The sequence below is a fragment of the Flavobacterium solisilvae genome (assembly GCF_012911605.1).
In the GTDB taxonomy this organism is placed as follows: domain Bacteria; phylum Bacteroidota; class Bacteroidia; order Flavobacteriales; family Flavobacteriaceae; genus Flavobacterium; species Flavobacterium solisilvae.
In genome coordinates, this window is the sequence record NZ_JAAMPT010000205.1 from 43,279 (window position 1) to 69,644 (window position 26,366).

Below are 26,366 nucleotides of genomic sequence, written 5' to 3' on the forward strand. Positions count from 1 at the left end.
AAATTCGCATACGATAACGTTAATTGTCAGATAACGTAAAAATATGGATTTTATTACATAACCATCAAATTGCATCCTCGAATATCGGAATTGTCAAATCGTCCTAATATTTCAAAAGAATTATTGCTGTGTTTTTTGCCTAAATCTTGCGTAGCAATAAACGAACACGAATTGATATTGGCTAAATCGATGATATTTACACCACCAGTTTTCCCGAAATCGACATAAGATAATGAATCTTCGGTGTCGCGAACTAGGATTTGCATCCAAGCTGGACATTCAAAAATTCCGTTGCCCAATGAATACGCTTGTGATAATAATTCGGTCATACCATATTCAGAATGGATATTGGGAACGCCAAAACTTTTGCCTAAAATAGAATGCAATTCTTCACGGATGATTTCTTTTCGTTTGCCTTTCATTCCGCCAGTTTCCATGATAATGGTGTTCTTTAACTGAAAATTTTGCTTTTCAATTAAATCCAATAATGCATAAGTTACACCAATTAAAATTACGTTTTGACCAGACGAATCGAGTTCAATTAGTTTAGTAATTAATTCATCATAATTGTGAAGATAAAAACCACTGTGTTCGTTGTTTGACAATTCAATTAAATCTTTAACCATATATATCAACGATGATCCGTTGCGTTCTAAATAGGATGGAAGCAAAGCCAAAACGGCATAATCTTCGATATTTCCATAAAATTCTGAAAAAGCTAATTGATAACTTTGTTCGTAGAGCGAAACATCGGTAACGAGATGTTTGCTGGTAATCATTCCTGTTGTTCCGCTACTAGTGAAAGTTTCTTGGATGGCTTCAGCGTTTGAAACCACATCATGACTTTTAAAAAATTGTATTGGCAAAAACGGAATTTTCTCCAGCGATTTTACTTTTTGAACATCGGTGTTTAAAAAATCACAAAACTCACGATAGACTCTGTTGTTTTCATATTGGTAACGAAAAACTTTTAAAGCTATTTTTTCAAATTGCTTTTGAGAAGAAATAGTGAATATGTCTTGAATTGAAATCATTGCTTGAGACTCTGAAATAAATTCAGAATAAATGCAAAAGTAGTAAAAATAAAAAAGCTCTGACTTTCATCAGAGCTTTTCAATATGTTTTTAATTGTTTTATTTTTTTACAATTTTTCTGCTAGTTTTAGCATAATCATTTTGGATTGTTACAATATAAACTCCAGCAGATAAAGATTGAGTGTTAATTGCTTCTTCGCTATCTACTCTGTTTGAGCTAAATAGTTTACCGTCCATTGAATAAATATTTACAGTTGCTCTTGTAGGCATTTGGATAGTTAAAATATCAGATACAACAGTAGCCATTTTCACTTGATTGTCAAAATTTTTCACATCTTCTAAAGATAAAGTAGATTTGTCATAAAATTTAATATCATCAAAATAAATTACACCACCACCAGTTGTAGAAGCTTCAGGATAAATTCTTAATCCAGCTCTAGCTACAACAGCATTTACATGTGGAGTAGCTTCAGCAGTAAAGAATTGCCAAGAAGGAGAATCTGTAGAGTAATCGGCACCTTGCAAAGGGTTTGTTCCTGTGTCAGCACTAGCTGTTCTAAATTGATTCCAAAATCTAAATCTTGCAGTTGTATCATTGTCTAAATACCAACCAGAAAAAACATAAGTTACGCCTTGTGTTACAGGAATGTCAGTAGTTGGACTAATGGTTTTGTTTCCGGTAGCTGGAGCAGTAAAACCCAAAGAACTAGTTCCACCGTGAAAAATTGTAGTACTTTGCGCAACAGTTGATCCAGTTACGAACCATGAATCTGGAGTGCCATCAGTCCAATTTTCAAAACCATCGTTTGGTATTAAATTGACTTGAGCGTTTATTGATGCTGAAATGACAACAGATGCTAATAAAGTGTAAAGTTTTTTCATAAATTTCAATATTAATTAGAGTACAAAGTTAGTGACAAATTCTTATAATAAAAATTATCAAAGTAAAAAAATAGTTAAATTTTTAAAATTAACTATCTGACAATTAATTTTCTAGTGGCAGTAGTTTCTGCTTCCTTTATTTTAATCAGATAAACTCCTGGTGGAATTGAACTGATATTTATCTCTTTAGTGGCAGTTGTGGTTTGGAATACTTTTTTGCCTAAAACATCAAAAATTAGTATTTCTCTTTCGAGAGTATTTTTGGATGTGATGTAGATTTTACCGTTGTTAACAGGGTTTGGATAAAAACCTAACGCTTCGCTAGCTTGTGTTTTTCCATCTTGGGCAAATCCCGAAAAAGAAAACAAGCAAAGTAAAAGTGTAAAATAAAAGTAGTTTTTAGCCATTGTCATAATTTGGTTATTACAAATGTATAAAATATATTTCAAATATTGTACCAAAAAAAACGCCTTCGTGTTAGGAAGGCATTTTTTGTGAAATTTTTAGGAAATTCTGATGTAATTATTGTATTAAGTTGGTTCCGTTTACTGTAGCCCAAGTTCCGCTTGTAATACTTGCGCCTGTTGCAGCATCGCTAGTTGTGTATTGGCCTGCCGGGAAACTAACAGTTAATGCTCCAGCTCCAAGATATTGTGATGTTCCATCTAAAATTTTAACTGTAGTTAATTTAATTTTGTTTGCATTAACTTGGTCTGTGTTTGTTCCTGCATCTTGAATTCTTACTGCTGTTGAACCTGCGGTTGTGTAACCTGAGATTAACACGTTTGAGAAATCACCATTTCCTTGTTTCTTGAATTGAATTGCATCATATTCTGCGGCAGAAGAACCACCTTCAGTAACTGTTCCAGTTGCTCTTTTTAATGTAATATTTGTGATCACTGGCCAATAAGCATTATTGTTGTTAGATGCTTCGATTTCCATTCCAAAGTTTCCAGTTCCAACTTGGTAAGCATACCAGTTTGAATTGTTTTGACCTTTCCATCCATCTTGCCAGTCAAAAGAGTCATCAAAATTACCATAAGAAATTAAGTTGGTAGCACTTACAGTTCCACCATAGAATTCAAATCCATCATCAGCACCTTTGTATGAAACTAAATGGTCTAGAGTTGTTCCTGAGCCAACAGAATAGAATGAAAAACCATTCATTTCGCTTGTTCCGTCAGTAATTTTTTTACCAGCATATTCTACTCTAACGTAACGTAAAGTTCCGCCATTGTGAGCTGCATTTGTTCCGCCATAAGGTAAATTTAATCCATCTTCTGATGTTTTTGTAGTTACGCCACCAGCACCATTGATTGGAGCATCACCATACATAATAATTCCTCCCCAAGAACCTGGAGTTGCCGATGGTTCAGTCAAAACGATTGGTTGTGAAGCTGTTCCATTCATGATTAGTTTGCCGCCATTTTTAACCACTATAGCATCAACACCATTAGTTGCGTTTGCGGTGATAGTTGAGCCAGCATCAAAAGTTACGGTAACGCCACTTTCGATAGTCACAATTCCGTTTAATGTATAATTTCCAAAAGCAATTGTTCTGTTTGTAGTTATTGAACCTGTAAGTTCTCCTTCAATTGGTTGGATTGTTGTTTCATCATCATCGGTTGAACATCCAACAAAAATTGTTGATAAAATCGTTAAGCTAAATAGTAATTTTTTCATTTTTAATTGTGTTTTAATGTTTTGACAAATGTACTTTGGCAATGTTTTTTTATTGTTGGGTAATTATTATTTAAAAGTTAGTCTAAGTTCATTTAATTGTAAATTCAATGTTTCGAAATCATGAATAAAAAAAGAGTTCAAAATGAACTCTTTTTTTGTTTTTTTAGAATGTATAGGATAAACTTGTCGAAAATCCAACGCCTCGTTTATAACTTTCAAGTAATAAGGATGGTTCGTCTATATTGATTTTACTGTCTTCGCCAAGTTCTCTTTTGTAAAGTGGATTTAAAATATTATCGATAGAAAGTTTAATATCCCATTTTTTATTTATGTTGCTTCCCCAAACAAAGTCAAGTTTGTGGAAAGGTTTTTCATAGATGTGATCGTTTCCTGCAACACCAACGGCATAAATTCTTTCACCGTAAACGCCATAAACTAATGAGGTTGTGTTTTTCCAATTAGGATTTAAATCAAATTCATACTTAAGGTCAGAGTTGATTAACCAATTAGATGCACCTTGTAAATTTCTTTTTTCAAAAGTATCAAAATAACCATTTCTGTTTTTATTAACGGTAGCTTCTGTTATCATTAATGAAGTATTGAAGCCAAATGAAAAGCCTTCTAAACGTTGATTAATTCTACTTAATTGTAGTAAAACTTCAAATTCTGCACCAAACAATGTTGCACTATCATTATTGAAATAAGTAATGGTTTGTCCACTTCCTGTAGCACTTGCTTGGATAGTTCTTTCAATAGGATTGTCAATGTATTTTGCAAAAACTGTTGCAGCAAATAGTTCGTTTTTGGTTGGGAATACTTCAAATTTTAAATCAGCGTTGTAATTTTCACTGTTTTCTAGTAATGGATTTCCTAATTCGGTGGTTCCATCGGCATTAATTAAATTAATATTTAAGCTTTCAAAAAGCACTGGTTTTGTGTAAGTTTTTGAAGCAGCAAAACGTAAATTACTTGTTTCCGATGTTATATATTTTACATTTATCGATGGAAGAATGTATAGGTTTTCGTTGTTTATGCTTCTGTAAGGATTAGAAATTGGATCAACAATCGATTTATATTTGTATTCTCTAATGGTGTTTTCAGCTCTAATTCCGATGTTGAATTCTAATTTTTCTGATGCATTGAATAAGAATTTAGTGTAAAATCCATCGGCTCTTTGGAATACTTTGGTTTTCCATTCAGCAGTAGATTGTTCTGTAAAAGATACAAAGTTGTTAGCGATATCGTTTTGGATTGCTGCATCAATTTGGTTTACAGCTACATCATAAGGAGTTGCGCCAGCATTTGGAACACCAAAAGTAAAACGGAACTTAGAAACCATATATTCTGCAAAACCGTTATATCCAAAGGAGATTTTGTTTTTTGCATCTTCTTTTTTGCCGAATTTGAAGTTATATTCAATGTTTCCTGACATATGGAAATTATTGTCAATGTTGAAAAACTGACGTAATAAATTGTTACTTCCGTATTGAGTATTGATTTCCGTATCATTGATTTTTGTACCAGTGATAAACTTTCTATCTGGTTGATTGTATTTTGTTCTAGTGTATGAAATTCCAGCCTTTATAGAATGTTTGTCATCCGCAGTGATTTTATAATTTCCAAAAAACTGATTGGCAAAATAATCGGATTGTTCATATTGGTTTAATCGGATGAATTCATTTGGATTGTCAACCGCAGTTCTTGTGTAACCAACTTGGTCTTGGATAAGATTATCAGTCGATTTTAGATAAAAAGCATTGTAAAATAATTTAACTCTATCGGTTTTGTAATTCAATCCAGCAAGCGTTGAGGCTTGAGTTTTAAATCGGTAGGATTGTTTAACTAGATTGTTATCATAAATTCCTTGTCCTTGCGAAAAAGTTCTATCAACACCTTCTCTAAACTGATACGTATTGTCAAAATTTGTAGCAATAATATAGTTCAATTTATTTTGATTTTTGCCAATGTAAAATTTGCCAGCGTGTGAAACACCAAAACTTGTATTCAATGGAGCTTTGATTTTTTCTACATTCCAAGTTGACTTGTAGTCATTAGCGATTTTTCCGTTTGGAATTGCACCATAAGAAGAAGGAAGATTTCTTTCTTGACCGCCAAAACCAAAGAAACTTTTAGTATTGTCAGCATCTGATGAAAGTAAAAAATCATTCAAATTATTGTTAGTTGTATAACCAACACCATAACTTATTTTTGTTTTACTGTCAGATGGTTGTGTTGTGGTAACATCAATCGTTGCACCAGCAAAATCTCCATAAATATCGGGATTAAACGTTTTGTAAACATCCATATAGCCAACAACATCAGTTGGGAATTGATCTAGTGGAATTATTTTTTTAAACGGACTGTTTGATGGAACAGCTAATCCATTTACCAATAAATTATTATATCTGTCTTCAAGTCCGCGGATGAATAAACCTTTAGATTCAACTTTACTAATTCCAGTAATTTTTGTTAAGCCTTCTTCAACACTATTAATTCCTTTTCTCGACATTTCTTGTGCTCCAATACTTTGTTTAATTTCTACAGCCTTTTTTTGTTCTAATAAAAGAGCTGTTTCCTTCTCGCGACTAGTGGTGTTTTGTATCACAACATCTTGAAGCGTATAACTTCCAGAACCAATCGATTTATTTACAATAATGGTTTCGTTTTCTTTTACAATTACTTTTTCGGTGGCATTTTCATAACCTAAAAAGCTAAATTCCAAAATATATTCTCCAGGAACGATAGCAATACTGAAACTTCCATTTTCATCAGTATTAACCGCAATATTTTGTCCTTTTACCACTACATTTGCAAACGGTAACGGTTCGTTATTCAAATCTTTATCAGTAACAACACCTTTTATTGTTCCTTTGGTTTGAGCAAATCCTAAAACCGTAAATAACAAAGTGATAACAATTAATTTAAATTTCATTTTTGTTGTGTTTTATTTTGGCGCAAAGAAACTATCACAATGTAAAGACCGTGTTACTCGATTATTAGCATTTTGTTTTGAAAATATTACCAAATTGTTACCATATTAAATAATGGTTAACTCAGTATTTCATTTACATATCATTTTGTATTATCTTTACTTTTGCATTGCTATTCTAAAATGATTGCAACACATGAAAAAAAAGGACATTACCATTTTATTAGTCGATGACGAGCAAGATATTCTCGAAATTGTTGGCTATAATCTTGAGCAAGAAGGTTATCAAATCATCACGGCTTCTGATGGAAAAGAAGCGATTGCTAAAGCCAAAAAACATTTGCCACAATTGATCATCATGGACGTAATGATGCCCGAAATGGATGGAATGGAAGCTTGCGAAAACATTAGGAAACTTCCTGAACTTAGCAATGTAATCATTACTTTCTTAACGGCTCGAAGCGAAGATTATTCCCAAGTAGCAGGTTTTGATGCTGGTGCCGATGATTACATAACTAAACCTATAAAACCAAAATTATTGGTTAGTAAAGTAAAAGCATTACTACGAAGATTAAAAGAAGACGAAAAATCTACCGAAACTTTAAACGTTGCCGGAATAGAAATCAATCGCGAAGAATATAAAATTATTAAAGACGGAAAAGAAATCGTATTGCCAAGAAAAGAATTTGAACTATTCTATCTTTTAGCTTCAAAACCTGGAAAAGTATTTAAACGTGAAGAAATTTTAGACAAAGTTTGGGGTAATGAAGTTATCGTTGGCGGACGAACAATTGACGTACATATTCGTAAATTGCGCGAAAAAATCGACGAAGATTTATTCAAAACCATCAAAGGTGTTGGATACAAATTAGAAGGATAATAATGGCAATAAAATTCAAGAAAACATACCGGTTTGCACTAGTTTCAACCACTTATATTACCCTTTTTTCAACTGGTTTTCTTGGATTATTATTGTGGTTTTTTGGCAAATTTTCATTCTCAATTTGTTTGCTTTTTGCCGTTTCGATGGCAACATTTTCCTTCTTTGTGATACAATATCGAGTAGAAAAATTTATTTATCGAAGAGTAAAAAAAATCTACGACGATGTTTCCTTTCTCGAATCGACTTCCTTTATCAATCAACCCATTACTACCGATATGGCAACGCTAACCAAACAGGTTAAAAAGTTTGCTACCGATAAAAAACTCGAAATCGAAACCCTAAAAGTCCGTGAAGAATACCGTAGAGAATTTATGGGAAATGTTTCTCACGAATTGAAAACACCACTTTTTACCGTTCAAGGTTATATATCAACACTGCTTGAAGGTGCAATGGACGATAAAAAAGTGAGAAAAAAATACCTCGAACGAGCCGAAAAAGGTGTCGAACGATTGGTTTACATTGTGGAAGATTTAGACATGATTGCCAAATTTGAAATGGGCGAAATGAACCTCGATTTGTCTAAATTTAATATTGTGGAAGTTATTCAAAATGTTTTCGATTTGCTCGAAATGAACGCCGACAAAAAGAACATTATTTTGATGTTTGACCGAAAGTATAACAAAGCCATCAACGTTTTTGCTGACAAGGATAAAATCCAACAAGTTGTCACTAATTTAGTGATGAATTCCATAAAATATGGTAAAGAAAACGGCACGACAGAAGTTACCATTGAAGATTTAGTCGATAGTAAATTGATTGTTCGTATTCGTGATAACGGCGAAGGAATTGCAAAACAATATCTTTCAAGAATTTTTGAACGCTTTTTTCGTGTGGATAAAAGTGGTGCGCGAAGCGAAGGTGGTTCTGGACTTGGACTTTCCATCGTAAAGCATATTATTGAAGCACACGGTGAATCGATTTATGTAGAAAGCGAGTTTGGCAAAGGTTCAGAGTTTTCATTCACTATCGAAAAGGATAAATAATTGTTTCCAATGTATTTCTTCGCTAATCTTTGGAAAACCGCTATATAACTGAATTTCTTGTAATTTTTCAATTCTAAAATCATCCTGATTTGCAAAAGGAATAATGCCTTTTTTCTTCAATCGTTTGGCGAGATATTCCTGTTCAAATTGTCCCGGAGTTGGGATAAAAAACCCTTTTTTCTCCAGTTTTACTAAATCCATAATCGTCGTATAACCCGAACGACAAAGAACAGTTTCACTTTCATTAAAAGCGGTTTCCAGTTCGGTTGAAGTCATAAAATTGCAAAAAGTGACGTGATTTTTTTGCTCCATTTTTTGCGTTTCTTCCACTTTTCCTTTGATGAAAAGAATGTTGCCACTATAATTTTCAATTTCGTCAATCAGTTTTTCTTCCAAAATCGTTCGTTGCGGTTCTGGACCAGAAAGCAAAACCATCAAATCATATTTTTTGGGCAATTCTTTTTTCTCCAATCGGCTGAGAATTCCAATGTATTTTAAGTTTAGCGAACCGTCTTTTAAATGACCTAATTTTCCTGAAAAATTCACATTTTTATCAAAATCGGGAACCCAACATTCGGTAAAATTTTTAATAAAAAACTGATGCATTTTGCTCGAAATCCAAGTTGTTTTTCCTGACAAAACCGTGAGTTGATGTGTAATAAAAACACTCGGAATTTTTTTGCTGTAAACACCAAGTCTGTTGTCCGAAATAATACCGCATAAATCAAATTCCTTCACCCATTTTTTCGTCATTTTTTTCTCTTCCAAAATAGCGTGAATGGTTTTTGGACTATTTTTTATCAATTTCCACTTAAAATTTTCGGCTTTTTTGGCATATTCAATTTGATACGAAGGCAATTCGAGATGAACCAAGTTTGGAAATTCTTTTTTGAGCAATGCCAAAGCATTTCCATCGGAAGCAATGATTGGCGTAAAGCCATTTTGTTGCAATTCTCGAATTATGGGAATACAACGCGTAGCATGACCTAAACCCCAATTTAATGGAGCAACTAAAATATTTTTTTTATTTTGAGCGAATGGTTCGGGCATTTTTGCTTTCCGTTTTCCCGCTTTCCGTTTCAATCTTTTATAATTACTTCTGTGATTATAAAAGGATTTTCACTTCAATCGGGGCTAATTTTTTTCTATTCGTTTACTAGGAATCAAATGGTTTACAGTTTTAACCCTGATTATCTCACTTAACTTTCATTTTCTTCGGAGTTCGATGAACTTCGTTTGAAGCGAAAATTTCCCGATTTTTTTTCGGGAATTGTAGCGAAAAGCAGGAATTACAATTACTGAAACAAACTACCGATTCGTTCCTAATCAAATGTAAAGATAAAACTGTTTGGTTTACTCTATATTTCCTTATTTTTACCAAAAATTTAAGTTTGTGGGAAGTAAGAATAAATTAAAGCGATTTAAAGAAAACGATACGTTTGGAAATGTGTTGCAACCAACTAGAGAAGAAGTTGTTAGTGGAAATTTTCAGTATAAAGGAAAATGGAATTCAGAATTTTTCAAGAATGATAATCCGATTATTGTGGAATTAGGCTGTGGAAAAGGTGAATATACGATTGGTTTGGCACAACGAAATCCAAATGCAAATTATATTGGAATTGATGTAAAAGGTGCGCGTTTTTGGCGTGGTGCAAAAACGGCGGTTGAAAGTGGAATGAACAATACGGCGTTTGTTCGCACACAAATTGAGTTGATTGAAGATATTTTTGCAGCACATGAAGTTGCCGAGATTTGGATTACGTTTCCCGATCCGCAAATTAAATATAAGCGAACAAAGCACAGAATGACCAATTCGGAGTTTTTGAAAATGTACAAACGAATTCTAAAACCTGATGGAGTTGTGAATTTAAAAACTGATAGCGAATTTATGCATGGTTATACACTTGGATTGCTTCATGGCGAAGGTCACGAGGTTTTGTATGCCAATCATAATGTGTATAAAAATGAAGGTTCGCCAAAAGAAGTAACTGAAATTCAAACGTTTTACGAAAATCAATATTTGGAAATTAATAAAGCAATTACGTTTATTCGTTTTAAGATTAAATAGTTTTGTTCCAAGTTTCAAGTTCCGAGTTTTGGAATTTGGGATTTGAAAAATTGGAATTTATGAGTGTTATTCTTCCATTTTTATCGGGATTTTTGGCAGCTGTTATCGGGATTTTTCCGCCAGGATTAATCAATATGACAGCAGCAAAAGTTAGTGTTACTGACGGACGACGACGCGCAATGATTTTTGTTCTCGGAGCTTTGTTAGTTATTCTGGTTCAAACGTATATTTCAGTAATTTTTGCCCGATATATTAATAAAAATGAAGAAGTTGTTGTACTGCTTCGCGAAATTGGCTTAGGAATTTTTACGGTAATTTCGATTTACTTTTTGTTTTTTGCCAAAACTCCAAAAAAGCAAATTGACAAAGAAAATATCCAATTGAAGAGTAAACGAAGCCGTTTTTTTATGGGAATGCTGATTTCAGCAATTAATTTTTTCCCAATTCCATATTATGTTTTGGTAAGTATAACGTTAGCATCATATAAAATCTTCACTTTTGATGCGGTTTCCATTTATAGTTTGGTTTTTGGCGTAGTTGTTGGTTCGTTCTCGGTGTTTTACTGTTATGTTGTTTTCTTTGAAAAACTAAAAACTAAAACCGATTATTTTGTTAAAAACATGAATACTATTATTGGTTTGGTTACAGGTTTTGTGGCAATTTTAACGTTGATTAATATTTTGAATTACTATTTTAATTAAGTTATTTCAAAAATCAATTTCAATTTCAACTTCAAAAATCAAAGCCAAAATCAGTGAATCTGTGGCAAATAAGCAATATGATTTTCTGAAATTTAGTGAAACGCCTTTTGAAAATTTATTAAAACTATGTTTCAATGTGGTTTAAAATTTAAGAATCATTAAGTAAGTTGTGTAACTATGAAAAAAACATCAGAGAACGATAATTTTTTTGAACGAGTTTATGAAATCGTTCGCCAAATTCCCGAAGGAAAAGTCACGTCGTATGGTGCAATTGCCAAAGCTTTGGGAACAGCTCGTTCAGCTAGAATGGTTGGTTGGGCAATGAATGCTTCACATACTATAGACGATGTTCCAGCGCATCGTGTTGTCAATAGAAAAGGATTACTTTCGGGCAAACATCATTTTGACGGAACCAATTTAATGCAACAATTGTTGGAAAACGAAGGAGTTGAAGTAGTTGATAATCAAATTGTGGATTTTGAAAAGCATTTTTGGAAACCAGAAGTTGAGTAAATGCACAAATACAAAAAAATAATCATTTACATCTTAAAAAAATCAAGACATAAATGATTATTAGAAAATTGAAGGTATCGTTATAATAAAAACACCAATCAATAGTTTTAAACGATTTCTAATGTTTTAGCTTTATTTACTAAGTCAACCAAATTAGTAACGTTTAATTTCGTTAACAAACGAAGTTTGTATGTACTGATGGTTTTTTCGTTAAGACCTAATATTTTAGCTATTTCGTTGTTTTTCTTGCCGTCGCTAAGAAAACGTAACACCTCAATTTCTCGATTTGAAAGTTTTCTGTATAATCGTTCAGATTTGTTTTGTTTAGCAATTAATGCTAAATTTTTCTTGATTTCGTCATTTAGGATGATTTGACCATTATTTACTCTTACAATAGTTACTCCTAAATTTTCAAGTTTTGATGTCTTGTGAACATATCCTGCACAACCTGCTTTGATAGCATTTGGTGCATAAATTTGTTCAGACAAACTGCTGAAAATAATAACTTTGGTTTTTGGAAAATTTTTGATGATTGACTTTACTTCATAAATACTGTTTAATCCGTCAAGTTCTAAGTCCATTATTAAGATGTCAATTTCTTTGTTTCTTAATGCGTCAGGAATCATAAAAAAATTACCTACATTGGATACTATGCTTATTTCGCTGTGGTCTTTAAAATAAGCTTTCATTCCAAAGTGTACAACTGGAAAGTTATCAGCGATACATACGTTAATCATAATTTGTGGTTTTTTTGATTAATTATTTAGAATTTTGTGACGTAAAAGTATTAAAAAATAAATAATATACTGTTAAAAAAAACTAAAAACATTTTATTTATTTGGGATTATACACACAGGAATTGGTTTCATTTTGTGTTGATTTACAGTGTTTAAGCGTTTGTATATTTGATAAACTTCCTTTTCTCTTTCAGTAAAATTTGTAGTATCGAGATTTTTTTCTACCGCAAGCATTGCCCATTCGAGTTCGTCATAACTTGCGCCGAGTTGATCTTCGTCGGTTCTTGAATCGCCAAATAGTCCATCGGTTGGAGCAGCGTTTTGAATAGAGTTAGGAACATTCAAATATTCGGCTAGTGCATAAACGTCACTTTTCATTAAATCGGCAATCGGGCTAAGATCAACTCCGCCATCACCATATTTTGTGTAAAAACCTACGCCAAAATCTTCTACTTTATTCCCAGTTCCAGCAACCAATAAACCATGAATTCCAGCATGATAGTACAACGTTGTCATTCTAAGTCGCGCTCGTGTATTGGCAAGAGATAAATTGTATTTTGCTTCGTTATCGCTAACAGGAACTTCAGTTTTAAAGGTCTCAAATACTGTAGTCAAATCAGTGATAGCATGATTTACATTTGGAAAACGCTTCATCAATTGCTCAATATGTTCTTTGCCGCGATTTACCTGATTTTGGTCTTGATGAATTGGCATTTCAATACATAAAGTAGTAAAACCTGTTTGAGCACAAAGCGTTGAGGTAACTGCTGAGTCTATTCCGCCGGAAATTCCAACCACAAAACCATTTACTTTTGCATTGGTTGCATAGTCTTTTAACCAATTTACAATATGTTGATTTACCTTTTCAACATTGATAGTGCTTTTTTTAGCCATTTGTTATGAAAGTTTTTAGAAACTGAAATGTATATTTGCAAAGTTAAAAAATCAGAAGTTTTTTATACTGTTTATGACTTTTTAAATTAAATATAATGAAGAAATTTTTAGTTCTTTTTACTTTGATGTTTGCAATCGTTTCTTGCGAAAAAAAATCAAAGGTTGAAAAAGCCGTAGAAGAAATTCCAGTTGAAGTTAAAGTGGTTCGATTTGACAAAGCTTTTTTTGAATCTAAACCCGAAGAATTAGCCAGTTTAAAAGCCGAATATCCTTTTTTCTTTCCCGATGGAAATGATGATAAAGTTTGGATTGAAAAAATGCAAAACAAAGATTGGCAAGCTTTATATAGTGAAGTCCAAAAAAAATACGGCAATTTTAGTAAGCAAACTACTGAAATTGAAGATTTATTCAAGCATATAAAATACTATTTTCCAACGGTTATTACACCAACAATTTATACTGTAATAGGTGAAATGGATTATAACAACAAAGCGATTTATGCTAATGACAAATTGATTATTGCTTTGGAATTATATTTAGGTAAAGGACACGAATTTTATACTTTTCCTGAATATATTGAACAAAATTTCGAAGAACGACAAATGATGCCAGATGTAGTTTCGAGTTTTGCCATGAGAACAATTCCTGCGCCAACCGAAAAATCGCTGTTGTCTGAAATGATATATTATGGTAAAGAATTATACTTAAAAGATATTTTGTTACCTAATTATACGGATGCCGAAAGAATTGGTTATTTGCCAGAACAAATTACTTGGTGTCAAGAAAATGAAAGTTACATTTGGCGCTTTTTTGTAGATGAAAACCTGTTGTACAGTTCAGATTCTAAATTGGCAAACCGATTTATAAATTTAGCTCCATTTTCTAAATTTTATCTCGAAATCGATAACGAATCACCGGGAAGAATTGGGCAATGGATAGGTTGGCAAATCGTTCGTTCGTATATGGAAAATAATCCAAAAACGACAGTAGCCGATTTATTTAAAATGGATGCCAGAGAATTATTTGAAAAATCAAAATACAAACCTAAGAAAAATGAGTAATACAATTAAATCCGAAATAAAATTCAATGTAGAACTTGATGAAAATCGTGTTCCCGAAAAATTAACATGGTCAGCACAAGACGGCGGAATTGATAACGAAGAAGCAAAAGCGTTGTTGCTTTCCATTTGGGATAGCAATGCACAAGAAACCTTGCGAATTGATTTGTGGACAAAAGATATGCCAGTTGATGAAATGAAAAAGTTTTTCCATCAAACGTTAGTCGCTATGGCAGATACGTTTCAACGTGCAACAGATGATGAAAAAATGGCGGATACGATGCGAGATTTCTGTGATTATTTTGCTGAAAAAATGGAGTTGAAGAAATAAAAAAAAAAGGTTCGTCAGCAATGACGAACCTTTTTTTTTAAAATGTATAACCTATCCGAAGATGTAAATCAAGCGCAACATTAGTATCAGTTTCATAATCTTCTAAAACAATAAATCCACCAAGACCAATTCCAGCTTCGTAGGTAAAATGATTGCCAACCGTTCGTTTAATTCCCCATTTTGGAATAAAAGCAACAGTACTGATAACGTTGATGTTTTCTCTGTTGGAAATATAAAACCAATCAGGATTGTAAGCAACGTTCAAAGCCAAAAAATTGCCACTATTATTGGCGATTTTTCTGTTTTTGGTTATTCTTTTTTCCAAATTGTAATACCAACGTGGTTCAACTCTGATGCTTGGTATCAAAGCAGTAGTGGTTGTGTTATCATTTCCATTTATTCCAAAATCAAGACCAATTTCGGTTCTTAGTGCAATACTATTGGTTAATCTAGCTTCATTGTGAGCCCAAACGCCTAAAATACCTGTTTGAATTCCAAAAATTGATTTTTCAACGCTTGGTTTTTCTTGTGCAAATGAAAAAGAAGAGAATAAAATAAGTAATGCAGTTGTTAGTTTTTTAGAAATCATTATTCTTAAATATATCTTGGTTTACATTGTCAATAAAAGTTAATAATTCATCTCTTCCAGTATTTTCAAGTGATGAAGTGACAAAGTATTGTGGCATTTCTTCCCAGTTGTTGGCTAACAAAGCCTTGCGATAAGCAGCAACATGTGAGTCGATTTTGGTTCGGCTAATTTTATCGGCTTTGGTAAAAATAATACAAAACGGAACGCCTGTTTCTCCTAAATAAGTAATGAATTCTAAATCAATTTTTTGAGCTTCATGACGAATGTCAATCAAAACAAAAGCACAAACGAGTTGTTCTCTTTTTTCAAAATAATCGGTGATGAATTTTTGAAAAACTTCTTTTGTTTTTTTAGAAACTCGAGCATAACCATAACCTGGCAAATCGACCAAAAACCAATTTTGATTGATTTTAAAATGATTGATAAGTTGAGTTTTTCCTGGTCGTGCTGAGGTTTTTGCCAAATTTTTATGATTGGTTATCATATTAATTAAAGATGATTTCCCAACATTGGAACGACCAATAAAAGCATATTCTGGCAAAGGTTCTTTCGGACATTTGCTTACTTCAGAATTGCTAATGATAAATTCGGCAGTATTAATTTTCATAATTTTTGATTTAAAACAAAAAAGTCCAAAAAGGACTTTCTGTTATTTATAAATGAACTTCTTTCAACCATTCGTGTAACAATCGGTTAAACTCATCTGGATGTTCCATCATGGCAGCGTGACCACATTTGTCAATCCAATATAAAGAAGAATTTGGCATCAGTTTATGAAATTCTTCGGCAACATCTGGTGGAGTAACCGTATCGTTTTTTCCCCAAATAATACACGTTTTTACATGCATTTTTGGTAAATCTTTTGCCATATTATGACGAATAGCACTTTTGGCAATAGTCAAAGTTTTGATGACTTTTATTCTATCATTAACCACAGCAAAAACTTCATCAACAATTTCTTTGGTAGCCACTTTTGGATCATAAAAAACGCCTTCAGCTTTCTTTTTTATATATTCATAATCACCGCGTTTTGGATAACTGTCGCCCATTGCGCTTTCATAAAGACCTGAACTTCCGGTAATTACTAATCCAGCAACTTTTTCGGGATACATTTTAGAATGATACAAAGCAATATGTCCGCCAAGCGAATTTCCTAATAAAATTACTCTGTCAAAACCTTTAAATGTGATAAAATCTTTTACATATTTTGCAAAAGCTTTGACGTTAGTTTTGAGGATATTTTGGGTATAAAGCGGCAATTCTGGAATGACAACTTTATAACCAATAGTAGAAAAATAATCGGCTACACCGCCAAAATTACTCAATCCGCCCATTAATCCATGCAAAACTAGAATTGGAGTTCCTTCGCCAACTTCATAATAACTGTATTTTCCCTCTTTTTTATAGTTTTTTTCCATCTAAAATTTCCGTTTCCGTATGTCCACAAATATATAATTTTCTTGATAAAATTGGTTTACAAATGCGATTATTTAAAAAAAAATGGATGTTGTCGCTTATTGTTTTTTTAGAATTCTTAAAACCCTAGTTGTCAACATTTTTATTTGATTTTTATTTTTTTATTTCCTTGAATTTTTCTCAAAAATTTAGACATTTCTCAAATTTTTACTTCCATTTTCGGAGCATTGCCTTTATTTTCTTGTGAATTTTTTAACAATTCTAATAAAAGGCTTTCTCTTGAAACTCTTTTATATGGTTAAAAAGTGGTAAAACTTATTAACAAAGTGGTAGATAGTGGTAAAATGTGGTAATATATTTTATATTTTTGCTCATAATCAAATGATATCAGGTTGAATTCAATAATTGGAACATACGAATGCAAGATTGATGCAAAAGGAAGATTGATGATTCCTGCTGCATTGAAGAAGCAATTGGCTGGTTCGCTGCAAGATGGCTTTGTCTTGAAGCGTTCGGTGTTTCAACCGTGTTTGGAATTGTATCCAATGAGCGAATGGAATTTAATGATGCAAAAAATCAATAAACTGAATCGCTTTGTGAAGAAAAACAACGATTTTATCCGTCGTTTTACAGCTGGAGTAAAAATTGTTGAAATTGATGCGTTAGGAAGATTATTGGTTCCAAAAGATTTGATGACTTTTTCGCAAATATCAAAAGACATCGTGCTTTCGTCGGCAGTGAATATCGTGGAGATTTGGGATAAAGATTTGTATGAAAAATCAATTGCTGGTGATGATATTGATTTTGCTGATTTGGCAGAAGATGTAATGGGAAATATAAATGATGATGACAATGGAATATCATAATCCGGTTTTGTTGCACGAAACAGTCGATGGTTTGAATATTAAACCAGATGGCGTTTATGTTGATGTTACTTTTGGCGGTGGCGGACATTCCAAAGAGATTTTGAAACGTCTTGGTCCAAATGGAAAATTGTTTGCTTTTGATCAAGATGAAGATGCGATTGCTAATGCTTTGCCTGATGAGAGATTTACGTTAATTCATGAAAATTTCAGATATATTAAGCGTTTTTTGAGATTTCATGGTGTAAAAAGTGTTGACGGAATTTTGGCAGATTTAGGTGTTTCATCGCATCAGTTTGATGTTCCAGAAAGAGGTTTTTCTACTCGTTTTGAAGCCGATTTGGATATGAGAATGAGCAAAAGAAATGAACTCGATGCTTATAAAGTGGTAAACGAATATGATGAAGCTAACTTGAAACGCGTTTTTTTGGATTATGGCGAGTTGAAAGTCGCGCCTGCTTTAGCAAGAACGATTGTCGATGCCAGAGAAAAAAAAGACATCAAAACATCAGAAGAATTAAAAACAGTTTTGTCAAAATATTTGCCTGAAAAAGTAAAAAATAAAGTCTTAGCCCAAATATATCAAGCCATTAGAATTGAAGTCAATCAAGAAATGGAAGTTTTAAAAGAGTTTTTAGAACAATCACTTGAAATATTGAAACCCGAAGGAAGATTAAGCGTCATTTCCTATCATTCGCTGGAAGATAGATTGGTGAAACGATTTATGAAAAACGGAATGTTTGAAGGCGAACCGGAACGAGATTTTTTTGGAAATTTTTCCGTTCCGTTCAAATTAGTGGGAAAATTAATTGTTCCAACCGACGAAGAAATCAAAATAAATAATAGAGCGAGAAGCGCAAAATTAAGAATTGCAGAAAAAATTTAGAATAAAATGAAAAAAGGTGTTTATAGCATATTGAAAGCAAGATTTCTTTTGAACGAAGATGCTACCAAAAACTGGCGTTTCATTTTGTTTCTTATCCTGATTGCGATTCTGATGATTGCTAATACGCATCGATACGAACAAAAAGTATTCAGGATTGCCGAATTGACAAGCGAAGTAAAAGAATTGCGTTCGGAGTTTGTAGATAAACGTTCAGAATTGATGAAATTAAAAATGGAATCGACCGTTTCAAAAAAAATGGAAGAACGAAAAATTTTTCCTTCATCGGTTCCACCAAAAAAAATAAAAGTAAAAAAACCAGTTGAAAAAACTTTTTTCCAAAAGTTATGGCAGTAGAAGATAAACAAATGTCTTATCGAATTTACCTAGTTGCGTTTGGCATCTTTTTGATGGCAATGGCTGTGGTATTCAAACTGTCCAGAATTCAATGGGTTGAAGGCGAACATTACAGAAAATTGGCGGCAGAACAAACCGTAAAAGATTTTGTAATTCCAGCCAATAAAGGAAATATTTATTCGTCTGACGGAAGTTTGTTGGCAACATCTATTCCTAATTATACTATCCGTTTTGATGCAGTTGCGCCAAAACAAGAAGATTTTGATAAAAATATAAAAGGTTTAGCCGATTCATTATCTGTAATGTTAGGAAAACCAAGTTCGTATTATCACTCGGAATTGAGAAAAGCGCATGCTAATAAAAATCGTTACTATTTATTGGCAAAAGGATTAAGTTACACCGAATACATGCGATTGAAAACCTTTCCGTTGTTCAATCTCGGAACTTATAAAGGTGGAATGATTACCGAGCAAAAAACGGTTCGCGAACATCCAATCGGGAAAATTGCTGAAAGAACTATTGGTTACGAACGCGTAAAACCAAATGGCGAATTAGACGGAAAAGGAATCGAATGGTCGTTTAGAAAATATTTGAATGGAAAAGACGGAAAAGTTTCCAAACAAAAAATTGCCAAAGGTCAATGGAAACCTATTCGTGATGTAAATGAAGTTGATCCTCTTGATGGTTATGACGTAATTTCTACGATTGATGTTTATATCCAAGACATTGCGCATCATGCTTTGTTGAAACAATTAGAATTATATGAAGCTGATCATGGTTGTGTTGTGGTAATGGAAACTCAAACGGGTCATGTGAAAGCAATTTCTAATTTAGGTAGAGCAAATGACGGTTCATACTATGAAACGGTAAATTATGCAGTAGCCGAATCGCACGAACCAGGTTCAACATTCAAATTGGTGGATTTGATTGCGTTGCTTGATGATAATAAAGTTGATACAAGTCAAGTGTATGATTCTCGTGGTGGAGAAATCACTTATTATGGTAGAAAAGTTCGCGATTCTCACAAAGGTGGTTATGGTAAAATTTCGTTAGCACGTGGTTTTGAAGTTTCATCGAATACGGTTTTGGTACAAGCCGTTTATGAAAATTATAAAAATAATCCAAAAGAATTTGTGGATAGAATCGACAGAATGGGTTTAAACGAACCACTTGGATTACCGTTTCAAGGCGAAGGAAAACCATTCATTCCACAACCAGGAGAAAAAGGTTGGAGCGGATTGGCATTGCCTTGGATGGCTTATGGTTATGGCGTTTCGGTAACACCATTGCAAACATTGGCTTTGTATAATGCCATTGCCAATAACGGCGAAATGGTAAAGCCAATTTTTGTTTCGGAAATAAAAGAATGGAATAAAACCATAAAAAAATACAACAAACAAGTTATCAATCCTAAAATCTGTTCGCAAGAAACGGTAAAAAAAGTAAAGGCTGTTTTGGAAAATGTGGTTAAAAAAGGAACGGGTTCAAAGTTGTATTCTCAAGATTTTTCTATGGCAGGAAAAACAGGAACAGCTCAAGTAAATTATAATAAGGGAAAAGACAATATGTATTATGCATCGTCTTTTGTTGGATTTTTTCCCTCCGATAAACCAAAATATTCTTGCATTGTAGTTGTTCATAAACCTAATACAGCTAAGAATAATTATTATGGTGCCGATGTTGCTGGACCAGTTTTTAAACGAATTGCCCAAAAAATTTTCACCGATGCGCCATCAACCAATGAAATTAAAAACCTGAATAAGAAAATCGATAAACAAGAAGTAGCTTATTCGGTTTATAACGATAAAATCAATAGCGAGAAAAAAGTATTACCAAATTTAAAAGGAATGGCTGGAATGGATGCGATAGCCTTGCTAGAAAATTTAAAAATAAAAGTAAAAATCATCGGAACCGGAAAAGTAAAGAAACAATCCATTCAACCTGGTGAAGCTTTAGAAAAAATAAAAACTATTACACTCGAATTGTCGTGATTATTTTAAAAGACATATTATATAAAGTTGCTATCGAAGTCGTAAAAGGTTCGACTGAAATGGCTGTGAACAAAATTGAATTCGATTCTCGAAAAATTCAAGAGAACGATGTTTTTGTGGCAATTCGTGGAACGGTTTCTAATGGCCATGATTTTATTGAAAAAGCGATTAATCTTGGCGCAACAGTTATTGTTTGTGATACTTTACCTGAAATTATCGTTACGGGAATAACCTATGTTCAAGTAAAAGACACGAATTCGGCTTTGGCTTTTATGGCTTCCAATTATTACGATAATCCATCGTCAAAAATTCGTTTGGTTGGTATTACTGGAACAAATGGTAAAACGACAATTGCTTCACTTTTATACCAATTATTCAAAAAAGCAGGTTATAAAGTAGGTTTGCTTTCGACTGTAAAAATTATGGTTGATGAAACTGAACATAAAGCAACACATACAACGCCAGATTCATTGACAATCAATCATTATTTGAATGAAATGGTTGAAATCGGTTGCGAATTTTGCTTTATGGAAGTGAGTTCGCATGGTGTTCATCAAAAACGTACCGAAGGTTTACACTTTGAAGGTGGCGTTTTTACTAATCTGTCACACGATCATTTAGATTATCATCCAACTTTCGCAGAATATCGCGATGTAAAAAAATCATTCTTCGACCATTTGCCAAAAACAGCTTTTGCATTGACCAATGTTGATGACAAAAACGGTTCGGTAATGTTGCAAAATACCAATGCAAAGAAATTAACCTATGCATTAAAATCCTATGCCGATTATAAAGCGCAAATTCTGGAAAATCAATTGTCAGGATTGTTGTTAAAAATTAATGAAAATGAAGTTTGGGTTCGATTAATTGGAACGTTTAACGCTTATAATTTATTGGCAATTTATGGAACAGCAGTTCAATTAGGATTAGAAAATCTGGAAGTGTTGAGATTATTATCAGAACTAGAAAGTGTTTCAGGACGTTTTCAATTTATTGTTTCCAATGAAAAAATTACGGCAATTGTCGATTACGCACATACGCCTGATGCTTTGGAAAATGTATTGAAAACCATCAACGATATCCGAACTAAAAACGAACAATTGATTACGGTTGTTGGTTGTGGTGGCGATAGAGATAAAGCCAAACGACCAATAATGGCAAACATCGCAACGCAAATGAGTGATAAAGTTATTATTACTTCAGATAATCCTCGAACTGAAAATCCGGCAACGATTATCGCCGAAATGGAAGCTGGAGTTGAACCACAAAATTTCAAAAAATCACTTTCTATTGAAGATAGAAAACAAGCCATAAAAACCGCTTGTCAATTAGCCAATACAAATGATATTATCCTAATTGCTGGCAAAGGACACGAAACGTATCAGGAAATTCAAGGCGTTCGCTATGATTTTGATGATATGAAAATAGTAAAAGAATTTTTAGAACAATTAAACAAGTAAAATAGATTCAACGGCATGTTTGTCATTCTGACGAAGGAAGAATCTCATAATATAAATAACAAATAACCAACCATTATGTTATACTACTTATTTGAATATTTAGACAAAACATTAGACATTCCTGGAACTGGAGTGTTTCAATATATTACGTTTCGTTCGGCGTTGGCTTTGATACTTTCGTTGATGATTTCAACTATTTATGGAAAAAAAATCATCACTTTTTTAAGAAATCAGCAAGTTGGAGAAACCGTTCGCGAATTAGGTTTGGAAGGTCAAACTCAAAAAGCTGGAACGCCAACAATGGGTGGATTAATCATCATAATCGCTACGTTAATTCCAGTGGTTTTATTAACGAAACTAAACAATATTTACATTTTATTGTTGATTGTAACCACGCTTTGGATGGGAACAATTGGATTTATTGACGATTACATAAAAATATTCAAAAAAGACAAACAAGGTTTAAAAGGAATTTTTAAAGTAATAGGTCAAGTTGGTTTGGGGTTAATCGTAGGTTCGGTTTTGTATTTTCATCCTGGCGTTACCGTTAGAGAAAAATCAACTAAACCAGTCACTTTCAACCAAACAGAAAACGTGATTTCTCAAATTCCAGTAGAACATAGATCAACCACAACCACAATTCCGTTTACAAAAAACAACGAATTAGATTATGCTCAAATTTTAAAACCCTTTACAGATGATTACCAAAATTGGGCTTGGTTAGTATTCATTCCAATCGTAATTTTTATTATCACAGCAGTTTCAAATGGAGCTAACTTAACCGATGGAATTGATGGTTTAGCCGCTGGAACATCAGCAATCTCGGTTCTCGCGTTGGGAATTTTTACCTTCATTTCGGGTAATATCATTTTGTCGAGTTATCTCAACGTGATGTACATACCCAATTCGGGAGAAATGACAGTTTTCATTGCTGCTTTTGTTGGAGCTTTAATAGGATTTCTTTGGTACAATTCCTATCCAGCATCAGTATTTATGGGCGATACAGGAAGTTTAACTATTGGTGGAATTATAGCGGTTTTGGCAATTTCGGTTAGAAAAGAAATGTTGTTGCCAGTTTTATGTGCCATTTTCTTTGCCGAAAGTGCTTCCGTAATCATTCAAGTTACCTATTTCAAATACACTAAAAAACGTTTTGGCGAAGGTCGAAGAGTTTTTCTCATGTCGCCATTACATCATCATTATCAAAAGAAAGGTTATCACGAAAGTAAAATTGTTACCCGTTTTTGGATTGTCACAATATTACTAGCAATCGTATCAATAGTAACCTTGAAATTACGATAAGAAATCTTAAAAAACTTAATTTTCTTAATGGTTTAAAAAGAGAAAGATGAAAAGATTAGTGGTTTTAGGCGGTGGCGAAAGCGGAGTTGGGACAGCAATTCTTGGAAAAAAAGAAGGTTACGAAGTTTTTGTTTCCGACTTCGGAAGAATAAAAGACAATTACAGAGAAGTTCTTAAAATTAATGAGATTAAATGGGAAGACGAAAAGCATACAGAAGAATTAATTCTAAATGCTGATGTCGTAATGAAAAGTCCAGGAATTCCAGAAAAAGCGCCAATCGTAAAAAAGTTGGTAGAAAAAAGAATTCCAGTTATTTCCGAAATTGAGTTTACAGTTCAGTTTACCAGTGCCAAAACCATTGGGATTACAGGAAGCAACGGAAAGACAACTACGACAATGTTAACCTATCATTTGCTTAAACAAGCAGGATTAAATGTCGGTTTAGCAGGAAACATCGGAAAAAGTTTTGCATGGCAAGTAGCCGAAGAAAATTTTGACGTTTATGTTTTAGAACTAAGTAGTTTTCAGCTCGATGGAATTATTACTTATAAGCCAAACATTGCTGTAATAACCAACATCAGTCCAGACCATTTAGACCGATACGATTATAAATATGAAAATTATATCGCATCAAAATTTAGAATAACAATGAACCAAGATGAAAACGATTATCTGATTTACGACAATGACGATGAAGCCATTTCAAACTGGTTACAAAACAATAAAACAAAAGCCAAATTAATTCCTTTTTCATTGTTGGAAAAGATGAAAAACGGAGCATTTATAAATAACGACACTATGGAAATTACAATCAACAACGAAGAATTTGCAATGAAAACAACCGAAATTTCATTGGAAGGAAAACACAACATGAAAAACGCAATGGCAGCAACTTCTGTGGCTCAATTGATGAAAATCAGAAAAGAAACCATTCGCGAAAGCTTGTCAAATTTCCAAGGTGTAGAACATCGTTTAGAAAAAGTGTTGAAAATCCAAAACGTGCAATACATCAATGATAGCAAAGCGACCAATGTAAATGCAACCTTTTTTGCACTTGATAGTATGACCGTTCCAACCGTTTGGATTGTTGGTGGAGTTGACAAAGGAAACGATTATTCCGAGTTGATGTCGTTAGTTCGCGAAAAAGTAAAAGCCATTATTTGTCTCGGAATTGATAACAGAAAAATCATCGATGCATTTGCCGATGTGGTTGATATGATGGTCGAAGTTGACAACATGCGCGATGCCGTAAACACCGCAAAACACATTGCCGAAAAAGGCGATAACGTATTGCTTTCACCAGCTTGCGCCAGTTTTGATTTATTTCAAAACTACGAAGACAGAGGAAATCAGTTCAAAGCAGCGGTGAGAAATTTATAAAGGTTATAAGGTTTATGAGTTTATAAATAACCTCTTAACCTCATAAACATCATAAACTAAAAAAAAATGAAAGAGTTAATTACAAATTTAAAAGGAGATAAAGTCATTTGGGCATTCGTTGCGCTATTGGCGTTGTTTTCGTTTATGCCTGTTTTTAGCGCGAGTAGTAATTTGGCTTATATGCGTCACGGTTCTGGAAACGCATTTACCTATTTGTTAAAACACGGAATACAAATTTTCGTTGGATTTTTCATCATTTACAAAATCCACAAAATTCCCTATCATTATTTCAAAACCATTTCATGGATAATGCTTCCAGTGGTTTGGATACTTTTGGTTTACACGTTGATGAAAGGAACAATAATCGATGGAGCAAACGCCAGCCGATGGATACAAATTCCGTTCGTTGGTATTACGTTCCAAACATCAACCTTAGCATCAATTGTATTATATGTTTACGTAGCGAGATATTTATCCAAAAAACGCGAAACACCAGTCACTTTTCAGTCATCGCTCATAGAGCTTTGGTTGCCAGTTTTCATTACGCTAATACTAATATTACCAGCCAATTTCTCAACAGCAGCGTTGATTTTTTCAATGGTAATCATGATAACATTCATTGGAAAATATCCGCTAAAATACATTGGAGTTATTCTCGCAGCAGGAATAGCAGGTTTGACCTTTTTCATATTGGTTGCCAAAGCTTTTCCAGATGCATTTCCAAACCGTGTTGATACTTGGATGAAACGTATCGATAACTTCGCTTCCGATAAACCCGATGAAGATGTATATCAAATAGAAAAAGCAAAAATTGCCATTGCATCAGGTGGAATTTACGGACTTGGACCAGGAAAAAGTGTGCAAAAAAACTTCTTGCCTCAATCGTCTTCCGATTTTATTTATGCCATTATTGTAGAAGAATATGGGTTGATTGGCGCATTAACTGTACTCGGAATGTATCTTTTGTTGTTATTTCGATTTGTAATTGCGGCTCATAAATCGCCAACACTTTTTGCTAAACTCGTCGTTGTTGGACTTGGATTTCCTATAATATTCCAAGCAATGACCAATATGGCAGTTGCCGTAGAATTATTTCCAGTAACAGGACAAACATTGCCATTGATAAGTTCTGGAGGAAGTTCCATTTGGATGACGTGTATCGCTTTAGGAATCATACTTTCGGTAACCAGAAAAGAAGAAGAAATCGCTCACGAAGAAGCCGAAAAAGAAAAACGTGAAATTGCATTACAAAAGTTAATTGACAAACAATTACAAGAAGACGAAGAAGAGGAAAAGATAAATGAAAATGAGGATTTCTCTATTGAAGACAAGGCAAATCCATTGGAACCAATTTTGAAAAAAAATTAG

At 33.3% G+C, this 26,366-nt stretch carries 26 protein-coding genes; 15 read left to right on the forward strand and 11 right to left on the reverse strand.

What is annotated here, in order from left to right:
* Positions 1-53: 53 nt before the first annotated feature.
* From G6042_RS06955 to G6042_RS06975, 5 genes are all read right to left on the reverse strand, one after another.
* Positions 54-1,034, reverse strand: coding sequence for a LuxE/PaaK family acyltransferase (locus G6042_RS06955; RefSeq protein WP_169523583.1), 981 nt, complete (start codon positions 1,032-1,034; stop codon positions 54-56).
* A gap of 99 nt (positions 1,035-1,133) precedes the next feature.
* On the reverse strand, positions 1,134-1,916 hold the full coding sequence (locus tag G6042_RS06960; protein WP_169523584.1) for a T9SS type A sorting domain-containing protein: 783 nt from the start codon (positions 1,914-1,916) through the stop codon (positions 1,134-1,136).
* Between the two features lie 92 nt (positions 1,917-2,008).
* Entirely contained in the window at positions 2,009-2,323 is a 315-nt protein-coding gene (locus G6042_RS06965) for a T9SS type A sorting domain-containing protein (RefSeq protein ID WP_169523585.1), read from the reverse strand.
* A gap of 115 nt (positions 2,324-2,438) precedes the next feature.
* Complete coding sequence (locus tag G6042_RS06970; RefSeq protein WP_169523586.1) at positions 2,439-3,599, reverse strand: hypothetical protein; 1,161 nt, start codon at positions 3,597-3,599, stop codon at positions 2,439-2,441.
* 163 nt (positions 3,600-3,762) lie between these two features.
* Positions 3,763-6,531, reverse strand: a complete 2,769-nt coding sequence (locus G6042_RS06975) for a TonB-dependent receptor (RefSeq protein ID WP_169523587.1) — start codon at positions 6,529-6,531, stop codon at positions 3,763-3,765.
* 193 nt (positions 6,532-6,724) lie between these two features.
* Here G6042_RS06975 and G6042_RS06980 point away from each other — a divergent pair, with 193 nt between their 5' ends.
* Together G6042_RS06980 and G6042_RS06985 are read left to right on the forward strand one after the other, a co-directional pair.
* Positions 6,725-7,408, forward strand: coding sequence for a response regulator (locus G6042_RS06980; protein ID WP_169523588.1), 684 nt, complete (start codon positions 6,725-6,727; stop codon positions 7,406-7,408).
* Between the two features lie 2 nt (positions 7,409-7,410).
* Entirely contained in the window at positions 7,411-8,454 is a 1,044-nt protein-coding gene (locus tag G6042_RS06985) for a sensor histidine kinase (RefSeq protein WP_169523589.1), read from the forward strand.
* Here the strand turns inward: G6042_RS06985 and G6042_RS06990 are convergent.
* Complete coding sequence (locus G6042_RS06990; RefSeq protein WP_169523590.1) at positions 8,428-9,504, reverse strand: glycosyltransferase; 1,077 nt, start codon at positions 9,502-9,504, stop codon at positions 8,428-8,430. The two genes, G6042_RS06985 and G6042_RS06990, sit on opposite strands and share 27 nt — an antisense overlap.
* Positions 9,505-9,847: 343 nt before the next feature.
* Here G6042_RS06990 and trmB point away from each other — a divergent pair, with 343 nt between their 5' ends.
* The 3 genes from trmB (at position 9,848) to G6042_RS07005 (ending at position 11,736) form a co-directional block, all read left to right on the forward strand.
* A complete protein-coding gene (gene trmB, locus G6042_RS06995; RefSeq protein WP_169523591.1) occupies positions 9,848-10,522 on the forward strand; it encodes a tRNA (guanosine(46)-N7)-methyltransferase TrmB in 675 nt (224 codons plus the stop codon).
* A 59-nt stretch (positions 10,523-10,581) separates the two neighbouring features.
* Positions 10,582-11,223: a LysE family translocator gene (locus tag G6042_RS07000; protein WP_169523592.1), complete on the forward strand. Its 642-nt coding sequence runs from the start codon at positions 10,582-10,584 to the stop codon at positions 11,221-11,223.
* Positions 11,224-11,400: 177 nt separating this feature from the next.
* A complete protein-coding gene (locus G6042_RS07005) occupies positions 11,401-11,736 on the forward strand; it encodes an MGMT family protein (RefSeq protein WP_169523593.1) in 336 nt (111 codons plus the stop codon).
* Positions 11,737-11,843: 107 nt separating this feature from the next.
* Here G6042_RS07005 and G6042_RS07010 read toward each other — a convergent pair whose 3' ends face one another.
* Both G6042_RS07010 and nadE read right to left on the reverse strand, forming a co-directional pair.
* Positions 11,844-12,473, reverse strand: a complete 630-nt coding sequence (locus G6042_RS07010; protein ID WP_169523594.1) for a response regulator transcription factor — start codon at positions 12,471-12,473, stop codon at positions 11,844-11,846.
* A 93-nt stretch (positions 12,474-12,566) separates the two neighbouring features.
* Complete coding sequence (gene nadE, locus G6042_RS07015) at positions 12,567-13,367, reverse strand: NAD(+) synthase (RefSeq protein ID WP_169523595.1); 801 nt, start codon at positions 13,365-13,367, stop codon at positions 12,567-12,569.
* 95 nt (positions 13,368-13,462) lie between these two features.
* On the opposite strand from nadE, the gene gldB reads away from it, so the two are divergent.
* Entirely contained in the window at positions 13,463-14,428 is a 966-nt protein-coding gene (gene gldB, locus G6042_RS07020) for a gliding motility lipoprotein GldB (RefSeq protein ID WP_169523596.1), read from the forward strand.
* Complete coding sequence (gene gldC, locus G6042_RS07025; protein ID WP_169523597.1) at positions 14,421-14,756, forward strand: gliding motility protein GldC; 336 nt, start codon at positions 14,421-14,423, stop codon at positions 14,754-14,756. Before gldB ends, gldC begins: the two co-directional genes overlap by 8 nt.
* A gap of 37 nt (positions 14,757-14,793) precedes the next feature.
* On the opposite strand, the gene G6042_RS07030 is transcribed toward gldC, so the two are convergent.
* The 3 genes from G6042_RS07030 to G6042_RS07040 are packed head-to-tail and all read right to left on the reverse strand — an operon-like array spanning position 14,794 to position 16,763.
* Complete coding sequence (locus G6042_RS07030) at positions 14,794-15,345, reverse strand: hypothetical protein (protein WP_169523598.1); 552 nt, start codon at positions 15,343-15,345, stop codon at positions 14,794-14,796.
* Complete coding sequence (yihA, locus tag G6042_RS07035; RefSeq protein ID WP_169523599.1) at positions 15,335-15,952, reverse strand: ribosome biogenesis GTP-binding protein YihA/YsxC; 618 nt, start codon at positions 15,950-15,952, stop codon at positions 15,335-15,337. Before yihA ends, G6042_RS07030 begins: the two co-directional genes overlap by 11 nt.
* A 46-nt stretch (positions 15,953-15,998) precedes the next feature.
* Entirely contained in the window at positions 15,999-16,763 is a 765-nt protein-coding gene (locus G6042_RS07040; RefSeq protein WP_169523600.1) for an alpha/beta fold hydrolase, read from the reverse strand.
* A gap of 390 nt (positions 16,764-17,153) precedes the next feature.
* On the opposite strand from G6042_RS07040, the gene mraZ reads away from it, so the two are divergent.
* The 8 genes from mraZ (at position 17,154) to G6042_RS07080 (ending at position 26,366) form a co-directional block, all read left to right on the forward strand.
* On the forward strand, positions 17,154-17,627 hold the full coding sequence (gene mraZ, locus G6042_RS07045) for a division/cell wall cluster transcriptional repressor MraZ (protein WP_169523601.1): 474 nt from the start codon (positions 17,154-17,156) through the stop codon (positions 17,625-17,627).
* Complete coding sequence (gene rsmH, locus G6042_RS07050; RefSeq protein WP_211161656.1) at positions 17,602-18,510, forward strand: 16S rRNA (cytosine(1402)-N(4))-methyltransferase RsmH; 909 nt, start codon at positions 17,602-17,604, stop codon at positions 18,508-18,510. The genes mraZ and rsmH overlap by 26 nt, the downstream gene beginning before the upstream one ends.
* A 6-nt stretch (positions 18,511-18,516) precedes the next feature.
* On the forward strand, positions 18,517-18,864 hold the full coding sequence (locus G6042_RS07055) for an FtsL-like putative cell division protein (RefSeq protein WP_133533502.1): 348 nt from the start codon (positions 18,517-18,519) through the stop codon (positions 18,862-18,864).
* Positions 18,855-20,855 (forward strand): penicillin-binding protein, encoded by a 2,001-nt coding sequence (locus tag G6042_RS07060; protein WP_169523603.1) that lies wholly within the window; start codon positions 18,855-18,857, stop codon positions 20,853-20,855. Before G6042_RS07055 ends, G6042_RS07060 begins: the two co-directional genes overlap by 10 nt.
* Complete coding sequence (locus tag G6042_RS07065) at positions 20,852-22,315, forward strand: UDP-N-acetylmuramoyl-L-alanyl-D-glutamate--2,6-diaminopimelate ligase (RefSeq protein ID WP_169523604.1); 1,464 nt, start codon at positions 20,852-20,854, stop codon at positions 22,313-22,315. Before G6042_RS07060 ends, G6042_RS07065 begins: the two co-directional genes overlap by 4 nt.
* Positions 22,316-22,390: 75 nt before the next feature.
* Positions 22,391-23,617 carry a phospho-N-acetylmuramoyl-pentapeptide-transferase gene (gene mraY, locus G6042_RS07070; RefSeq protein WP_169523605.1) on the forward strand — a complete coding sequence of 409 codons (1,227 nt, stop codon included), beginning with the start codon at positions 22,391-22,393 and terminating at the stop codon, positions 23,615-23,617.
* A gap of 46 nt (positions 23,618-23,663) precedes the next feature.
* Entirely contained in the window at positions 23,664-24,998 is a 1,335-nt protein-coding gene (gene murD / locus G6042_RS07075; RefSeq protein ID WP_169523606.1) for a UDP-N-acetylmuramoyl-L-alanine--D-glutamate ligase, read from the forward strand.
* Positions 24,999-25,064: 66 nt separating this feature from the next.
* A complete protein-coding gene (locus G6042_RS07080) occupies positions 25,065-26,366 on the forward strand; it encodes an FtsW/RodA/SpoVE family cell cycle protein (RefSeq protein ID WP_169523607.1) in 1,302 nt (433 codons plus the stop codon).